Below are 15,845 nucleotides of genomic sequence, written 5' to 3'. Positions count from 1 at the left end.
CCTATTGTTATTTGTAAATCGTTGATAAGTCGTAAAGCGTACCGCTGTTACCACCCATCATACCACCACCAGTAGGCATTTGTTGATTATTGCTCTTACCCTTTGTGCTGGATGGCTTCATAGATGGACGCTTGCCATTAAACTTACCACTTGGTTTCATTCCACTAGGGCCACCACTCATTTTGCCGCTTTGTGTTGGCATTTGGCCCTTAGTTTTAGTACTTCCAGTTAATTTAGAACTAGTATTCGTAGTAGTTGTAGTGCCACCGTAATCACTAGCCTTAACCTTCTTCGCATGTTTCTTGATCCAGTTGACAATTGCACTATTAGCAGAACCAGACTTACCACCTGAGTAGTAGTACTTCAATTCGCCACTCTTAACCAACTTCTTAAATTGGCTCAGTGTAATTGCAGGATCAGTCCCATTAAATCCACCCATTGCCATAACTGCTTTACCAGTCTTGATAATGTATGGCGCAGCGGTACCAGAATCATCAGTCGCAAAGAGGTACTTCGCATTGCCTTGATTCTTTTCAAGATAATTGAGCAACTTAGTGTTAACGCTTCCGTTTCCGATACCACCACCGGCACCACCTTGACCATTGCTACTGAGTAGATCAGGCCCTGCAGTTGGGATGGCAGCTGATTCACCAGCAATCGCTGGTGTCATTGACCAAAACGCTGGGGCTAACATAATGGTTACCAAACCACCAATGGTAAACGACTTCAAAGGCTTACCTGGTTTGAGCAATAGAATCAATCCAAAGCCAATTCCAGCGATGATGAGCAACCAAGTTGCCCAAACGTAGTAACTACTTACATACCATGCTTGTAGTAATGCGGTTGCTACCACTGAGAATGGTAGCAAGTAGCGTTTCCAGTCTTTAAAACTAGCCGCTGCTTTGAGTTGTTTGAACATCGTTACCAATCCGATTCCAAAGAATGCGGCGATTGGTGGGGCAAGCATGATCGTGTAGTATGGATGGAAGAAACTGGCAACGGAGAAGAATCCATATACCGGTACTAGCCAACCAGCCCACATCACGACTTGCTTTTGGTTCGCGGTTAATTGATACCATTTCCGCTTGCGATCTAAGAAGAATACAAAAGCACTAATCATCCCAACTAACGAGAATGGTAATAACCAACTAATTTGTGGTCCTAATTGGTCTTGGAACAATCTTAATGGTCCAGCGGTTCCGATGTTAAATGCGCCACCGGCACCTCCCATGCCACCGCCGTTCATTCCACCACGACGGTTTCCGCGACCGGTCATCCCAGTTGGAGGAGTTCCCCCAGCTTGACCATTAGCAGACCGTTTCCCAGTGGTATTCCCACCAGGTTGTCCACCTTGTTGCATTCCATTATTTGACTTCGACTTGCTAGTGCTCCCCATTCCTGGGAACGCACCACCAGTTCCAGTCGTTTGTCCTAATAGCCGTTCCGTTCCGTTGTAACCAAATGCTAATTCTAGCACGGAGTTATGTTCAGAACCACCTTCGTATGGTCGCTTGCTTGCAGACGTCATGTCGACTGACAATGGCCAAATTAAGGTAAAGACAACTAATGCAACGGTTGCAAATGAAAGGTGGGCCAACTTCTTCTTCCAATTATAATGCGAAGCTAACCAGTAAAACAATAACATTCCTGGTAAAATCATAAAGGCTTGCAACATCTTAACGTTGAACGCCACCCCAATGACTGCAAAACTGGTTACTAGATACCAAAGTTTATGCTTATCGACTGCCTTTTGCAGCAGGTAGATTGCGAATAATAGGAAGTAAATTAACGTTGCATCCATGTTATTCGTCCGCGAGTCAGCAACTGCAATTGGCGTAAGCGTCATTGCAAGTGCAGCTAAGTTCCCAGCAACGCGGCCAAACTTGGGTTTTACCAAGCGGTACATGAGGTATACCGATCCAAGTCCAAAGAGGACTGATGGTAAAACGACACTCCATTGATGAACCCCAAAGATTTTAGCACTGATCGCCATAAACCAAAGTGCAACTGGTGGCTTATCAACCGTAATATATCCAGCGGGATCAAAACTAGCATACCAGAAGTTTTTAAAATTCTGGGTCATACTAGTAATGGCGGCCGTATAGAAATCATTGGCACTCCCTGCTTCCCAAATTTTCCATGAATAAAGTATTGCAGCAATGACCAGCGTGGCTACTAAGAACCAATCCAGCCGAAATCGTTTTTGCTGTATTTTTGCATCGTGATGCTCAGCTCGTGTTGTTTCAACTTGATTTGATTGATCTGGCATTTCACATCATGCTCCTTTCGAATTGAATAACCATAGTTTAAGACCCGAACCATAAATTAACCTTAAAAAACTAAATTAAAATGATATTTATTTCATTTCCGTTTACAATAGTTGATATTAGGAGTGATTTTGATGCAAAACTTACAAATATTAATTGTGGAAGATGATGAGGCATTAGCCAAGAGTATCGCTGGCTTCTTAGAACCACTTGGTCAAGTCAACATTGCAACCGACGGGTTGATTGGCCAACAGATGGGGGAAGACAATATCTATGACATTGCGATCTTAGATTTAATGCTCCCAGAAAAAAGCGGCTATGATATTTTAAAACAGTGGCGCAGCGTTGATCATCTCAACCTTCCCGTCTTGATCTTAACTGCAAAGGATACGATTGCCGATAAAGTGCAAGGATTTTCAAACGGTGCTGATGATTATCTAACGAAACCGTTTCATCGTGAAGAGTTACTACTACGGGTTAAAGCGTTATTAAAACGAGCTGGTCACCTAGGTGATAACAATCAATTATCAGTCGGCCCGTTTCACGTCGATTTGGGTAATCGCACAATTACGATCAACGACCAAGCCGTGCAATTAAATGGTAAGGAATATGATCTCCTCACCTACTTCCTTCAAAATCCAAATATTATTATCACTAAGGATCAAATTTTTGACCGTCTATGGGGATTTGACTCTGAAACCACCTTAACGGTTGTTGAAGTCTACATGAGCAACGTGCGCAAAAAAATTAAAGCGGTCCTAGGGGCCCAACCAATTAAAACAATCAGAAGCGTCGGCTACCTATTCGAAACGGAGGGGTAATCATGAAGCCCAATAATCCACAAAAACAGCAGCAATGGCGCCTATTCATTAAAGAATTAGTAGCGTTCGCCCTGCTCTTTTTAAGCCTAGGCTTAATTATTTACCTCTTCTTTAGTCAATCTATTTATCGCAATATCGACCATAGTTTAACGGTCCAAAAGCAACAACTAATGGTCCAAAACACAAATCAAAAGAAGCGAATGGCCCCTCCTAAGTTCCAAAACGGCCGTAATTTTTCCCAACCACCTTCGTTGAACAGTCCCTTTCGGACCAACGAAATTATCTTTAATAGCAAGGGAGAGATTGAAAACGCTGCTGCCTTAGGTAACCGAACCTACCAATTATTTAGCAAGGCGAAGTTAAACCCCGCTGCTTTAAATAAGATCCAGGATATGACGTTGACCTATAATGGTATTATCAGTCATTTTCGTTCATTACTAATCAAGGTGCCTAACACCGCCCCTGACGAAAGAACTGCTGGTAAATACGTATTAATTCTAGAAAACGTCGATAGTGATTTACTAGCCATCAATAGTTTTAAAAATGCTTTGATCGGGACATTAATCCTATTTTGGCTATTAGCAATTGCAGTTGCGTTTCTACTATCTAAAGCAAGCATGAAACCAATCATTAAGTCATGGCAACGACAACGTGAATTTAGTTCTAACGCCGCCCATGAATTACGCACCCCATTGACGATCATTCAAAATCAGATGGAATCAATGCTTACCAAACCTAAGGCAACCATCCTTAGTGAGATTGATTCAGTCTCGACCACTTTAAATGAAACTCGCCATTTAAAAATTTTAACCGATCGTCTGTTAACACTTGCTCGTTCCGATTCCGACATTATCCAAATTCAAAAGCAGCCAGTGGAACTCAAACCATGGTTTGAATCAATCCTGCCACCCTATCTAGAAATTGCGACCAGCCAAAATAAGGCTTTCACCCCCTGGATTGAAACCAACGCGACAGCCCAAATCGATCCTGATTTAATTCGTCAACTGGTAACGATTATTTTTGATAATGCATCTAAATATACCAAACCTGGTGATAGCATTGGCATCACCGTTTTAAACGATGAACGTCACTTTACCATTCGAATCAGCAATACTGGTGAACGAATCCCTGATAAGGATAAAAAGCGGATTTTTGAACGCTTCTATCGAACTGATAAGTCTCGTAATTCAGAAACAGGTGGTCATGGTCTCGGCCTAGCGATTGCTAAATGGATCGTAAGTGAACATCACGGTAAGATCATGGTCCGTGATCAACAGCCCAAGGGGACCGTCTTTGAAATTCAAATTCCATTAGAATAATAAAAAACTAGACCAAACTGGTCTAGTTTTTTATTGCTTTCAATTTGGTCTTCCAACAAGATGCTGCGGATGCAACCAGCAGTACGGACGATCAGAATCACCTGGGTGGCCTTATCGCTTGCCCAGTGCCAAGCTTATCGACCGTAGGACTAGAAATATCTTTATTTTTTAGTTAATGTAAGAAATTATTGAAAACAATTTATTTACAATTTAGGTTTCATATGCTAATCTTTACATATGAATTAATTAACATATGAAGGAGCTTGAATATGATAAATGCAATTTTTACTGGAATTACAGCCTATATTTCCACTGGTGTTGACTACCTATTAATTTTAATGACCGTCCTCACGTTCTATTCAGAACCATCAGAACGAATCAAGGTTTACCTGGGCGACCTAATCGGAACCATCTTTTTAATTAGCATCAGTTTACTCTTTTCACTCAGTTCACGCTTACTTCCAGAAGAGTGGATGCTGGGATTATTAGGAATTATCCCAATTTTAATTGGGCTTTATATTCTAATTCACCTGGATGGTGATAACGAGCAGGAACAGGTGACTAAACGCCTTTCTAAAAACAATTTGATCTTAAGTGTTATCATCATCACCATTACCACTTGTGGAGCTGATAACATTGGTATTTACGTCCCCATTTTTGCTCAAATTAGCCATTGGAGTGAAATAATAATAATCCTAATGACCTTCTTCGTCATGCTTACCATCTTCTTTTTACTAGGGTTAGCATTTGTCAAAATCACAGTTGTGGCAAGAATACTAGCTAAGTATGGCGATCTTTTCACGGCAGTTGTCTATATTGAAATTGGTGGATTCATCCTAATTGAAGCTAACACGATCAACCATTTAATTGAGCTCATTATTTAAAAAAGCCAAATAAAAAACTGACTAACCCATTTGCTGCGCTAGTCAGTTTTTTAAATTTAAATTAGTTTTTGTCGCTTTGGTCACTATCTTGATCGTCCTTTGAGCCAAATTTTTCCTTGGCTTTATCAACTTCGCCATCAACAAAGTCCTTAGCTTTGCCTAAGAAACCTTCTGCTTTCCCCTTGGCTTCGTCAACTTTATCGCCACTGACTTTGCCTTTGACTTCGTCAAATTTACCCTTTAATTTATCTTTTTCATTTTCTAAACTCATTGCAATTCCTCCTCAAATATTAATATGCCTTCATTATAATTCATTCTGATAAAAAGTAACGTAATATGCTCATGTGTTCAATCTTTTTTTAATAGGTTCAGTTGCTTTGCACGTTTTTTACTGCCATTCAACAATAAAATCACTCTTAGCATGCTTGCCTAAATCAGTAGTAAAGTAATTGCGCCATTGATTCAAGGTCATTAACGAGGTTCAATTTAACATTTAGTTGAAAATAAAAAACTTAGTCAAAACTGACTAAGTCGATAACGTTAATTTTTCGCTAAACGGTGCGCTTTTTTACAAGTTTCATCGATAACATCATACACCTGATTAAATTGTGATTCTAAGCGGCGCTTTGCATTCGCCACCATCCGCCGCTTAATAATTGGCGGTAGCGTCCACAGTACTATTCCAGGAACGCCAATGATCAGGGCTAGTGTTAACCCAGAATTTTGGTACGCTAGGTACCCGATGCCAACTAGGCAGGTCCCGAGGACGCCAATCAGCATTGCCATGATCGTGGCCGTTAGGACCTGCTTTACATGCAATTTTTTTAACTGGTCGATGCCGGATTCAAACTTGCTTTGCAGCCGCCTTAATTCAGCCTTATTGTTAATGTTGCGGTTTCGTTTCATCTTAACGAGCACTCGGTCGATCGAAGCCCGGTAAGCAGTTTGTTGAATGATCACCCAACCGAAGTTCGGGTAATCATCTAAGTAGCGGTCAAGCATCCGCCTGGGAACCACTACTTCGTGGTATTCATAGTTAACGTAGTCTTCGTTTGATTTCATTATCGTCCCTCCTGAGGCCCTTCATTAATTGGTCGTTGCGGTAACCAGACCGTAAAGATGCTTCCACTCCCCACCTTACTACTTACGGACACCGTCCCGTTCAACATGGTCACGATCTGTTTGACCATTGCCAAGCCGAGCCCGTTGCCTAACTTAGAGTGCGACGCATCCCCCTGGTAGAATTGGTCAAAAATGTGCTTGACCGTTTTTTGATCCATCCCAATTCCAGTGTCACTGATCGTTACCAAGACCCCGTTATCATCAACCGCTTGCTTCAACTTGATCCGCCCGTTTTGCGGGGTGAACTTAATCGCGTTATTTAAGAGGTTGTTCCAAACGATTGCCAGCAACTCTTGATCAGATTGAATTGGGTAGTCATTCAAAAGATCCACTTCGAACTGAATATTTTTGACTGACCACTGGGTTTCAAGATCCAATGAACAATCAACTAGTTGGCGAGTCAAATCAAACTCGGCGCATTTTTGGTTAATCGACTGGTTGACTAGCTTATTCAAACGCAACACGTTCGTTACTAGCGAAGAGAGATTGTCCGTTGCCTGCCCGATTGCTTGGGCCGCTCGCTGCCGTTGCGCTGCACTTAAATCATCGCGGCTCAACTGCTTAGAATAGCTTTTAATCACCGCCAGTGGTGCCTTGAACTCATGGGAGACGTTGCTAATGAAATCATTCTTCAGTGTCTCGGTCGAACCCAATTCAGCCACCATTTGATTAAAGTTTTCAAATAGTAGGTCGATATAATTATACTGACTTGGTCTGTGGACTGGGGCCAAGTAGACCGAAAAATCACCATCAGCAACCTTTTTAGCGGCGGTGCTTAATTTGTTAACTGGTTTTTCGTACTTCAGATACTTTCGAATGGTAATAAAGGTAACAAAAATGGCCGCCACCAATATCCAATAGAGTAGATACCACCCCACGTATTGATTATGAAAGACCTGTTCAATGTCTTTAGTATACAGGATTCCGGGAAGCCCCCCGACAACGGCGAACAATATCAAAGTTATTAGGTATTCCCACCATGAAAAGCGGTTGTGGTTCAATCGACCCCGCGTGGTCCATTTTTTATGCTTACCCATTGTTAATCACCAGCTTATAACCTAGTCCGTGAATCGTTTTGATATGGAACTCACCGACCATTTTGACCTTGTCCCTAATTTTAGTAATGTAGACGTCGACCGACCTTAAACTACTGGATGAATCGATATCCCAGAATTCGTCTAGTAGTTGGGCTCGCGAAAATGCACTATTCGGATAAGAAAGTAGCTTATATAGGATGTCAAATTCACGCACCGTCATTGCGACCTCTTGACCCTGATAGGTCACCGAACGCGAATCCGCGTCCATTAGAAATCCACCCAACTGAACTTGTTGGCTCTGAGCAATGTGGGAACGCCTTAAAATCGCGTGAATGCGTAAAATCAGTTCGTCAATATCGATCGGTTTGACCATGTAATCATCAATTCCGATTCGAAAACCATCCTGCTTGGTTTTAAAATCATCCCGAGCGGTTACGAATAAAATCGGAATCTGCTCGTCGACTCCACGAATCGTCTGGGCAAATTCAACCCCGTCAACATCAGGCATCATTACGTCGGTAATAATTAAGTCAAAATTTTGATCATACATTGCATCATAGGCAGTCAAAGCATTCAAACAACCCACTGCAATAAATTGATTCTCCCGTAAATACTGACAAACGATTTGATTGAAGTTTTCATCATCTTCAACCACTAATACTTTTAACATCTTGATTTTTCTCCTTGCATTTAAAAATTGACTCTCCAATTGGATTGAGGAGCCAATCGTTATTTAATCATGATCTCGTAATTTCAAAAGGGCCCTTTTAAAAAGGTAAAAGCCACAAATTGCAACTAACGCTAAAACAATGCTTCCCACCACGACTGGTACAATCATGATTCCCAGCAAAATTGGTCCATAGCTTAAGAGTTGATCGGCAGAAAGTGACCCTAAGCCACCGAACACCCCCGCAATCGGGTATAACATAAAACTACTCCGTGCACTGACTAATAAAAATAGCCAGGCAACCCCAATTCCTAAAATTAATCCAATTATTCCAACTACAAATTCCATCGAACTCGCTCCCTTAATTTATTAATTTACAAACCATAGTTTAGCGGGAACTTATTGATGAAATGTTAATCAAATGTTGCTGAAATGTTAAAATCCATTTTTTCGATAAAAATGACTCCGCACTAAAATCACGACCCCAATTAGAAACAGGCATCCTCCAATACAAATGCCGAATAACCCAGTTGCAGAAGACGCACTGGGTGAATGCTTGAACGAAAGAATTGCATACTGGGTCATCACGATTGCAACCAAACCATCGGCAATGCTGAGCGACTTTAAGAATAAGATGATCGGACTATTTAACTTGCGGGCCTTGAACCAACCAATCACTGATGAAATGAGTTTAATAAAGCCAACTAACGCAATTAGCTCCACCACGATTTCACTATACGACTCATTGTTAGCACGGGTATACATATAAGCAGAGATTGCAGCTAAGATCAGGCCCAAGCAGCTATATAGAACCCCACCCTCACGGAGGTAAAAAGTTTCCTTGGCCGCTCGTTGCACTCCCGATATTCTTTGGAGCCGAATCTGGGTGTAACGACGCAGAAAATACACCCTGGTCACAAATAAAACGAAGTAGTAGATGCCGAAGATAAAAAACCAAGTTGATAAATAAAAGATGCTCAGACCAATTTTAAAAATCGCGATCAAGGCATTTGTGATCGTGTTGAAGACGCTGAACAACGCAACTTGATCGGATTTAGTATTAACGTGGCGCTTTAAATTTAATTTTTCCAGTAGTTGATTAAACATTGAACTATCCTTTCAATTGATTATCACTATTATTAGTATAGCAAAATATCACTAAAAGGATAATTCAATTAAAAGCAAAGGCAATTAACTGTATTTTAATCTAGTGCTCACTTATAATTAACTTTAAAAATTGTAAAGAAGGAATCACGCCATGGCTAAAAAAATTTTATTAACCCCTACCATCGATCAATTCATCGATCAAAGAATCAAGGCCCACGGAATCGAACCAGTCGTGGTAGCCAGTCAAAAGCCAGCAGATATCTTATCTCAGGCTCAAGATGTCGATGCCATCATCTTAATGGCGAGGGAATTTCCAGACACCATGTTCGACCAAATGCCGAACCTAAAAATCATTGCGCGCCAGGGGGTCGGATATAACAACATTGATATCGACGTTGCTGCTGCCCATGGAATCTGGGTAACCAACGCACCAGGTGGTAATTCCAAGGCGGTCGCTGAAAACGTGATCAACGATATGCTAATTCTGTCTAAGGATTCCTACAATATTTCTAAAGAGATGCGCGAGGGGAACGACCGCTACGGACAACGCGAAATGGCAACCGAAATTAATCATAAAACTTTGGGAATAATCGGTTATGGCCACATCGGTCAAGATGTCGCTAAAATGGCAACGGGCTTCGATATGAATACCTTGATTTATAACCGGACACCGCGTGAATCACCATACGGCAAAATGGTCTCAATGGATGAGATTTTTAAGCAGGCCGACTACATCTCATTGCACCTGCCCGCCACCAAGCAGACCATCAACACAGTCGCCAAACCACAGTTTGAAATGATGAAGCCATCCGCATACTTGTTGAACCTAGGCCGTGGTCCACTGGTCAACCAGGATGACTTAATTGCGGCGTTGAAAAACCATGAAATTGCTGGGGCGGCATTGGATGTCTATGATGAAGAACCACTACCGATGGATAGCCCACTGCGTGAATTGGATAATGTTTTCATTACTCCGCACTGTGCTGGCCACACCAAGGAAGCCTGGGAACAGATGGCTAACCATGCGTTGGATAATATTTTAAACGTGTTTGATGGCAAACAACCGCTCACTCCGGTAAACACCGTCAAGTAATGCATTAAAAAATGGTTCCTAACAACCGAAGTCCAACCTCCAGCTGCTAAGAACCATTTTTTAGGATGCAGTTTCCATTGTTAATTATTTTTTGATTCAACAACGAGTGCAATCACCATTCCAATGCCCCCACTTGCTATCCCGATCAAAAAGTAATCATCATTGAGCAACCCAAAGATGCCCATGCTCACCATTAAAATAACAATTGCCGCTAGCATTTTCTTACTAAACGGCCTGTTAGATTCAATTGATAGTGAATTATAAAACTTCCGAAGCCTAGCCAGGGCAAATACGACCGCCATTGAAATGATGATGATGATGAGTCTTAGGACGTGGCCGTTGTTGATTGGCCAGTATTGATTCCAAATCATTACGGCCGTAAAGAAGAAATCAATTAAGAGCAGCACCCATAAAATCGGTTTTAATGCCATTTTGACGTCTGCCTTCTTCAAATAATCACGCATCCCCGTATCTTCTTTTAATAACGTATCTAACGAAACGTGGTAATAATCACTCAATTTCACCAAACTATCAATATCTGGATAGCTCTTCTCATTTTCCCAACTGGAAACTGTTTGCCGCGTAATTGAAAATTGCTGCGCCACATCCGCTTGGGTCAACCCCATTGCGATGCGTTGCTTTTTCAGTCGTTCGCCAAATTTCATGCTGATTCCTCCTAAAGTCATTTCCTTATTAACGATATTATTACTAAAACTCAAATTGATAGCAAGCAAAGAATCATTGACATGTTGATATAACAGTCTTTATGGATGAAATTATTTTTTTAATTGATAAAAATTAATTTAGTATTTAGTTCGTAAAGAAAGATTAATGTAGTATTTACTATTCAAATCAACTCAGTTATATTGATAATTATCAAACCATCAGTAATTCAAATAGAGGTGATTATCATGAGTAGAAAAAATTCATTTTCCTTTGGCGTTGCGGTAATCAGTTTAACGATGATTATCATTCCATTCACCATCATTTCATTATCAATTCAATCGACATTGTTCAATATTATGTTCTTTACCCTCTTTTTTACTGGTTCATTTTGCTACGGCAGATTCGTTTATGATAAGAGCAACAATAACATTTGGTTCCTTGGCTTGGCGGTCCTATTTTGGATCGCATCCATTACGACTATTTTTTGATATTTTTTAATGAAATCCGTATAATTAAATTAAATTTTTGCTCAAAATAAAGTTAAAGGATCGGTATCAGACATGCAACCAATTTTATTTAAGGGCTACCAATTTGAATTTGAACCAGGGACCCCAGAATTCATGATCGACCAAAATAGTCTGGTTTTTTTCAAAACTCAAAACGAGGTCATGATTCATATTAGTGTTAAGGATGATCAATTAATTTTAAAGCCCCGTTATGGGGTCTCATTCCAAAAACTAGCAGCCAAAAAGTACAAAATCATTAAAAATCAATAGGAGAAATAAATGGAGCAAGAAGTCTCGATTGGTAAGTTTAAAATTAAATTTGATTCACGCAGCGCAAACATTGTTACTAATAAAGACTTAAGCAAAATTATTTTTTTAGATCATCATTATGCAGATGTGATCTTAAAAGTTGAATTAGTGAACGAACAGCTAGCGTTTTCGATTCCCACAGAATCTGCGGTTGATGCCGAAGTGCAAATAGTTAGAACGGCCACCTTGCAATACCAAATCATCTTGAAGTAAAAGGAATAACACATGAAAATAGCTCAAATTAAAAATTATTTATTTAAATATAACGAAAAGCAAACCACCTGTTTTGCAGATTTCAATAATGAAAGAATTGCATTCATTCATAATTCAGAAACTCAATTAGTGATTGATATTATCGATGGCAAATTAACTTTTCATCCCGAAAAATTCATCAATATTTTTGAAGAAACTGAAAATCATTATCTAATTGAAATGCTAGATTAGTTATATGGAGAAAAGCGATGCAAAATGTAACGATTAACAATCAAACTTTTTATTACCAAGATTCGATGGTTTACTTTTATGATCAGCAGGATAATACTCTCTTATTTATGCTTACCATCCCCACCGATGATACGATCACTGCTTATGATGACCCGCAATTAATCATTGAGTTTAGTGGTTCAGATATCATTTTCACTCCACTTTGGAACATTGAAGTTAAGCAGTTAGGTCCCAATGAATACATTTTAGAAGAACCAGATGATTAATAATGAGCTGTAAACTATTTTTTGAATGCAAATAAAAAACAGGACGTGGTCTAAAACCAGGTCCTGTTTTTTTATTTTAGCTTCGCAAACACTTTTGAAAGTTCAGTTAGATATGATTTTGATAATTCCCAGTCACGAGTAATAACCGCGTATCTTTTTTTACTAGGTTTATCAGCAGCATAAACTTCCTTTTCTATTTTCTTATTACTAAAATCTTTAATAATTTTTGAATGAATTAATTGAAGCTTTTTATAATCCTTTTGATTAATTTTATTTTTAATTAATGGTAACGCCCCTCTATGTGCACCATCAACAGCATTTGACAAGCCAACTACCGCCTGACTTCTGCCAACAAAATCTTCCTTTGGTTTGGTACTTTTGTCGCCTTTAACATATTTATCCATCGTTTTATTAAGATTCTTTACTAATCCAGCAGCAGCCTGACTAAGGCCCTTAAAGGAATTAGGGTACTTTGGACTTAAACTAGACAAATTATCATTATTTTTAGGAACTTTAATTGTGTAATCATAAGCATCACTAAAAGTAGCAAGGTTGAGCTGAATTGCCTTATCATACTTTAAGGAAACTTTAGTAACTAAGGATTTACTACTTTGACTAGCAGCGTGAACGGTATTTGGATTAAACGAACTAATCATTTGGGCAGAAAAGCCACTTAATGCTGTCACAGCCAACAATACTGATAAATGCTTTTTAAATTTCATATGTATATCACTCCAAAATTAATTTTAATACATATTAAACTTATAATATAATTATAAAAAAGTCAATCAGAATTGCTTAAATTGTATTATAATTTCTAAAACCATATAATTATTATATTATATAATTATACTTACTTTTTAAGCCACCAATAATCAATTAGAAGGGATGTTTTTCATGGTTGAACGCAATCCGACCTTAAAGCCAATTACGACTCATTATGATAATAATAACCATCAATTGTTGATCATTGATGATCCCATTCAATTCGGTAAACAACACGTTTCGGGGATGCAAAAGAAAGGCACGCTTAAGTTTCCAGATGCCCCCACGCGAGAACCATTCTTAAAATTAGACGCACTGACTCCGAACCAAAATGGTAGTTGGGAAAATCAATATGACTATAAATATTCCGCCGTCGCTGAGGCCATGGTTAGCTGCTTGGCACGTCACATTCAACCTGAACCTTATAACGGACGGTTCGTTGACTATCGTTATCAACCCGTTGCTAACGGTAAACAGGTGGAACACGGGACTCTTTCCAAAAACTTTCTCAAAAACGATTATGAATTTGAATTGAACTTGGGAATCCGAAATGATGAAAAACATGGATTCGTTGATCAAAAATATTTTGCGAATGAAATTTATGATCAAGATGCCCAGACGCGCTTGGATAATTTGACCAAACAGTTCGTTAAAATGGGAATGGATGAACCGCTCGCAAAGCAGTTTTTGGTTCAAGAGACTGGATTTGATATTTTAACTGGCAATTCGGATCGGATTGGTAACCCTGGCAATTTTACAGTTATCCAAAACTTCAAAACTAACCAAACCATTCCGTTGAACATGGACTATGGTCGTTGTGCTAGATTACCCAGTTGGACGCCTGGCTTCGAAGCTAAATACAGTTTTGATGATGATCCAGAGTTTCATGAAATGCAAGTAAAATCTAACGTATCGGACATGATCCAACAAGAGACGTCGATGCTCAGTGGAACAGCTAAAACGATTGACGTACTGGGATTTGAAATAGAATTCTTAACCACCCACCACTTCAAACCATTTCAAATTAACATGGCAGCGGTCAATGCTGATCTAGCCGCTCTAAACGATCAAATTCAGTCTGAAGACGTCCCATATAAAAACTTTGCTAAAATGAAGATCATTACTTTCAAACAAATGCTTCAACATCCCCAATTGAAAACCCTTTATCAAGATATATCTAACAGCCAATCATTTAAAAGAAGGGAATCTAAAAATGACTGATAACGTTGAACTCACTTTTTCAATCGGTGACTTACCATTCCTAATCTTAAAACTAAATTTAAAGAATCAAACATCCCAAGTAGTGTACCACACCGACAATCAAAACCTTATCCACGTTACTTTTCAAGAAAACGAATGGACATATCCAGGAATCCAATACCGCCTTCAATGGTGGTTCAATACTAAAAAGGCCCTTCCTGAAATGCTAGTAGATTTTCAACAATATGGATTTCACTTCGGTGGTCAAGCTAACATTCATTTAAAAATTAAGGAAATTGCATAAAATTAAGAAATGGATGCTCAAGGACGTTTCAAAACCCTTGAGTATCCATTTTTAACTAAATAAATATTTTGCGATAAATGTTATATTTATTGACTATTGGATATAAATAAACTCAAGTTACTAAACAGTTAGGATAAATCAAATGAAAAATACTAAAAATTCTAAAGCAATCACATATGCAATTGGATCAGCATCACTATATGCATTGTACCCGCCAATCGCTAAGTTAATAATCAAAAACTGTCCACCAGCATATTTATCAGCATTTTTATACTTGGGAACTGGAATTGGCACACTCATTTTACTTTTAATTTTAAAGCCCACCAAGATGGACTTCGGATCTCGATTAATGATTTCTGATATTCCAAGTGTTATTGCAGTGATTGGATTTAACATTGCGGCTAGCATTTTGATGAATATTGGAGTGCAATTAACCTCTTCTTCCAATATCGCACTGCTTGGTAATTTTGAAATTGTTGATACTGCAATAATTGCATTGCTATTTTTTAAAGAACAAATTAGTAAGCTCACTGCACTAGCAATTTTTATTATTACCATCGCTAGCATCATGTTAAGTATCAATGATGCGGCACACCTTAGTATATCGTTAGGATCAATTCTAGCAATCATTGCAACAATCTGTTGGGGATTAGAAAATAATTTTACCAAAGTGTTATCCGATCGAAACCCACTCCAAGTCGTAGTTGCTAAGGGGATGGGGGTAGGCATTGGGAGTCTCTTCTTTGTTCCAGTACTAAAGGAAAAAATCCCTAATCTAACCACCATTCTAATCGCCCTTTGCCTTGGTTTTATTGCATATGGGATTAGTATTATTTTATATATAATGGCCCAACGATACATTGGAGCTGCCAAAACTAGTGCATACTATGCGATTGCTCCATTTATATCAGTAGGAATTTCATTTCTATTATTCCAAGAAAACATTACTGCCAATTTTATTTTTGCTTTAATATTCATGATTATTGGTAGTATCCTACTTGCTCGAAATGATTAACTAACCTGTTTATGTCATAAAGGGCGTTCTATATTAATTATGACAGATTCAGT

At 39.0% G+C, this 15,845-nt stretch carries 21 protein-coding genes; 12 read left to right on the top strand and 9 right to left on the bottom strand.

Annotated elements, in window-relative coordinates; all coding sequences use genetic code 11:
- Window positions 1-7: 7 nt before the first annotated feature.
- Complete coding sequence (locus ACSVI6_RS08700; protein ID WP_491721144.1) at window positions 8-2,269, bottom strand: glycosyltransferase family 39 protein; 2,262 nt, start codon at window positions 2,267-2,269, stop codon at window positions 8-10.
- Between the two features lie 132 nt (window positions 2,270-2,401).
- Between ACSVI6_RS08700 and ACSVI6_RS08695 the strand changes: the two genes are divergently transcribed.
- The 3 genes from ACSVI6_RS08695 (at window position 2,402) to ACSVI6_RS08685 (ending at window position 5,291) form a co-directional block, all read left to right on the top strand.
- Complete coding sequence (locus ACSVI6_RS08695; RefSeq protein WP_491720162.1) at window positions 2,402-3,088, top strand: response regulator transcription factor; 687 nt, start codon at window positions 2,402-2,404, stop codon at window positions 3,086-3,088.
- Between the two features lie 2 nt (window positions 3,089-3,090).
- Window positions 3,091-4,407, top strand: coding sequence for a sensor histidine kinase (locus ACSVI6_RS08690; protein WP_491721143.1), 1,317 nt, complete (start codon window positions 3,091-3,093; stop codon window positions 4,405-4,407).
- A 269-nt stretch (window positions 4,408-4,676) separates the two neighbouring features.
- Window positions 4,677-5,291, top strand: coding sequence for a cadmium resistance transporter (locus ACSVI6_RS08685; protein ID WP_491721142.1), 615 nt, complete (start codon window positions 4,677-4,679; stop codon window positions 5,289-5,291).
- A gap of 61 nt (window positions 5,292-5,352) precedes the next feature.
- Here ACSVI6_RS08685 and ACSVI6_RS08680 read toward each other — a convergent pair whose 3' ends face one another.
- From ACSVI6_RS08680 to ACSVI6_RS08655, 6 genes are all read right to left on the bottom strand, one after another.
- Window positions 5,353-5,562 carry a CsbD family protein gene (locus tag ACSVI6_RS08680; RefSeq protein WP_491717377.1) on the bottom strand — a complete coding sequence of 70 codons (210 nt, stop codon included), beginning with the start codon at window positions 5,560-5,562 and terminating at the stop codon, window positions 5,353-5,355.
- Window positions 5,563-5,831: 269 nt separating this feature from the next.
- Complete coding sequence (locus tag ACSVI6_RS08675; protein WP_491721141.1) at window positions 5,832-6,353, bottom strand: hypothetical protein; 522 nt, start codon at window positions 6,351-6,353, stop codon at window positions 5,832-5,834.
- Window positions 6,353-7,450: an ATP-binding protein gene (locus ACSVI6_RS08670; RefSeq protein ID WP_491721140.1), complete on the bottom strand. Its 1,098-nt coding sequence runs from the start codon at window positions 7,448-7,450 to the stop codon at window positions 6,353-6,355. Before ACSVI6_RS08670 ends, ACSVI6_RS08675 begins: the two co-directional genes overlap by 1 nt.
- Window positions 7,443-8,120: a response regulator transcription factor gene (locus tag ACSVI6_RS08665; protein WP_491721139.1), complete on the bottom strand. Its 678-nt coding sequence runs from the start codon at window positions 8,118-8,120 to the stop codon at window positions 7,443-7,445. The genes ACSVI6_RS08670 and ACSVI6_RS08665 overlap by 8 nt, the downstream gene beginning before the upstream one ends.
- Window positions 8,121-8,183: 63 nt before the next feature.
- Complete coding sequence (locus ACSVI6_RS08660) at window positions 8,184-8,465, bottom strand: hypothetical protein (protein ID WP_491721138.1); 282 nt, start codon at window positions 8,463-8,465, stop codon at window positions 8,184-8,186.
- An 87-nt stretch (window positions 8,466-8,552) separates the two neighbouring features.
- Complete coding sequence (locus ACSVI6_RS08655; RefSeq protein WP_491717370.1) at window positions 8,553-9,224, bottom strand: hypothetical protein; 672 nt, start codon at window positions 9,222-9,224, stop codon at window positions 8,553-8,555.
- Window positions 9,225-9,375: 151 nt separating this feature from the next.
- On the opposite strand from ACSVI6_RS08655, the gene ACSVI6_RS08650 reads away from it, so the two are divergent.
- Entirely contained in the window at window positions 9,376-10,317 is a 942-nt protein-coding gene (locus tag ACSVI6_RS08650; RefSeq protein WP_491717369.1) for a phosphoglycerate dehydrogenase, read from the top strand.
- Between the two features lie 80 nt (window positions 10,318-10,397).
- Here the strand turns inward: ACSVI6_RS08650 and ACSVI6_RS08645 are convergent, their stop codons facing one another.
- A complete protein-coding gene (locus tag ACSVI6_RS08645; RefSeq protein WP_491717368.1) occupies window positions 10,398-10,982 on the bottom strand; it encodes a helix-turn-helix domain-containing protein in 585 nt (194 codons plus the stop codon).
- A gap of 246 nt (window positions 10,983-11,228) precedes the next feature.
- Here ACSVI6_RS08645 and ACSVI6_RS08640 point away from each other — a divergent pair, with 246 nt between their 5' ends.
- The 5 genes from ACSVI6_RS08640 to ACSVI6_RS08620 all read left to right on the top strand — a co-directional run bounded on the left by ACSVI6_RS08640 (window position 11,229) and on the right by ACSVI6_RS08620 (window position 12,508).
- Window positions 11,229-11,471: a hypothetical protein gene (locus ACSVI6_RS08640; RefSeq protein ID WP_491720172.1), complete on the top strand. Its 243-nt coding sequence runs from the start codon at window positions 11,229-11,231 to the stop codon at window positions 11,469-11,471.
- A gap of 72 nt (window positions 11,472-11,543) precedes the next feature.
- Window positions 11,544-11,759, top strand: coding sequence for a hypothetical protein (locus tag ACSVI6_RS08635; protein WP_491721137.1), 216 nt, complete (start codon window positions 11,544-11,546; stop codon window positions 11,757-11,759).
- Window positions 11,760-11,768: 9 nt separating this feature from the next.
- Entirely contained in the window at window positions 11,769-12,011 is a 243-nt protein-coding gene (locus ACSVI6_RS08630; protein ID WP_491721136.1) for a hypothetical protein, read from the top strand.
- A 12-nt stretch (window positions 12,012-12,023) separates the two neighbouring features.
- A complete protein-coding gene (locus ACSVI6_RS08625) occupies window positions 12,024-12,242 on the top strand; it encodes a hypothetical protein (protein ID WP_491721135.1) in 219 nt (72 codons plus the stop codon).
- Between the two features lie 17 nt (window positions 12,243-12,259).
- Window positions 12,260-12,508 (top strand): hypothetical protein, encoded by a 249-nt coding sequence (locus tag ACSVI6_RS08620; RefSeq protein WP_491720175.1) that lies wholly within the window; start codon window positions 12,260-12,262, stop codon window positions 12,506-12,508.
- Between the two features lie 71 nt (window positions 12,509-12,579).
- On the opposite strand, the gene ACSVI6_RS08615 is transcribed toward ACSVI6_RS08620, so the two are convergent.
- Complete coding sequence (locus ACSVI6_RS08615; RefSeq protein WP_491721134.1) at window positions 12,580-13,230, bottom strand: hypothetical protein; 651 nt, start codon at window positions 13,228-13,230, stop codon at window positions 12,580-12,582.
- 175 nt (window positions 13,231-13,405) lie between these two features.
- Between ACSVI6_RS08615 and ACSVI6_RS08610 the strand changes: the two genes are divergently transcribed.
- The 3 genes from ACSVI6_RS08610 (at window position 13,406) to ACSVI6_RS08600 (ending at window position 15,792) form a co-directional block, all read left to right on the top strand.
- Entirely contained in the window at window positions 13,406-14,494 is a 1,089-nt protein-coding gene (locus tag ACSVI6_RS08610; RefSeq protein ID WP_491721133.1) for a hypothetical protein, read from the top strand.
- Window positions 14,487-14,777 carry a hypothetical protein gene (locus ACSVI6_RS08605; protein ID WP_491717360.1) on the top strand — a complete coding sequence of 97 codons (291 nt, stop codon included), beginning with the start codon at window positions 14,487-14,489 and terminating at the stop codon, window positions 14,775-14,777. The genes ACSVI6_RS08610 and ACSVI6_RS08605 overlap by 8 nt, the downstream gene beginning before the upstream one ends.
- A gap of 142 nt (window positions 14,778-14,919) precedes the next feature.
- Window positions 14,920-15,792, top strand: coding sequence for a DMT family transporter (locus ACSVI6_RS08600; protein ID WP_491721132.1), 873 nt, complete (start codon window positions 14,920-14,922; stop codon window positions 15,790-15,792).
- Window positions 15,793-15,845 lie beyond the last annotated feature (53 nt).

Source organism: Nicoliella sp. ESL1106 (assembly GCF_058509965.1).
This window is presented reverse-complemented; position numbering and strand designations above follow the sequence as displayed.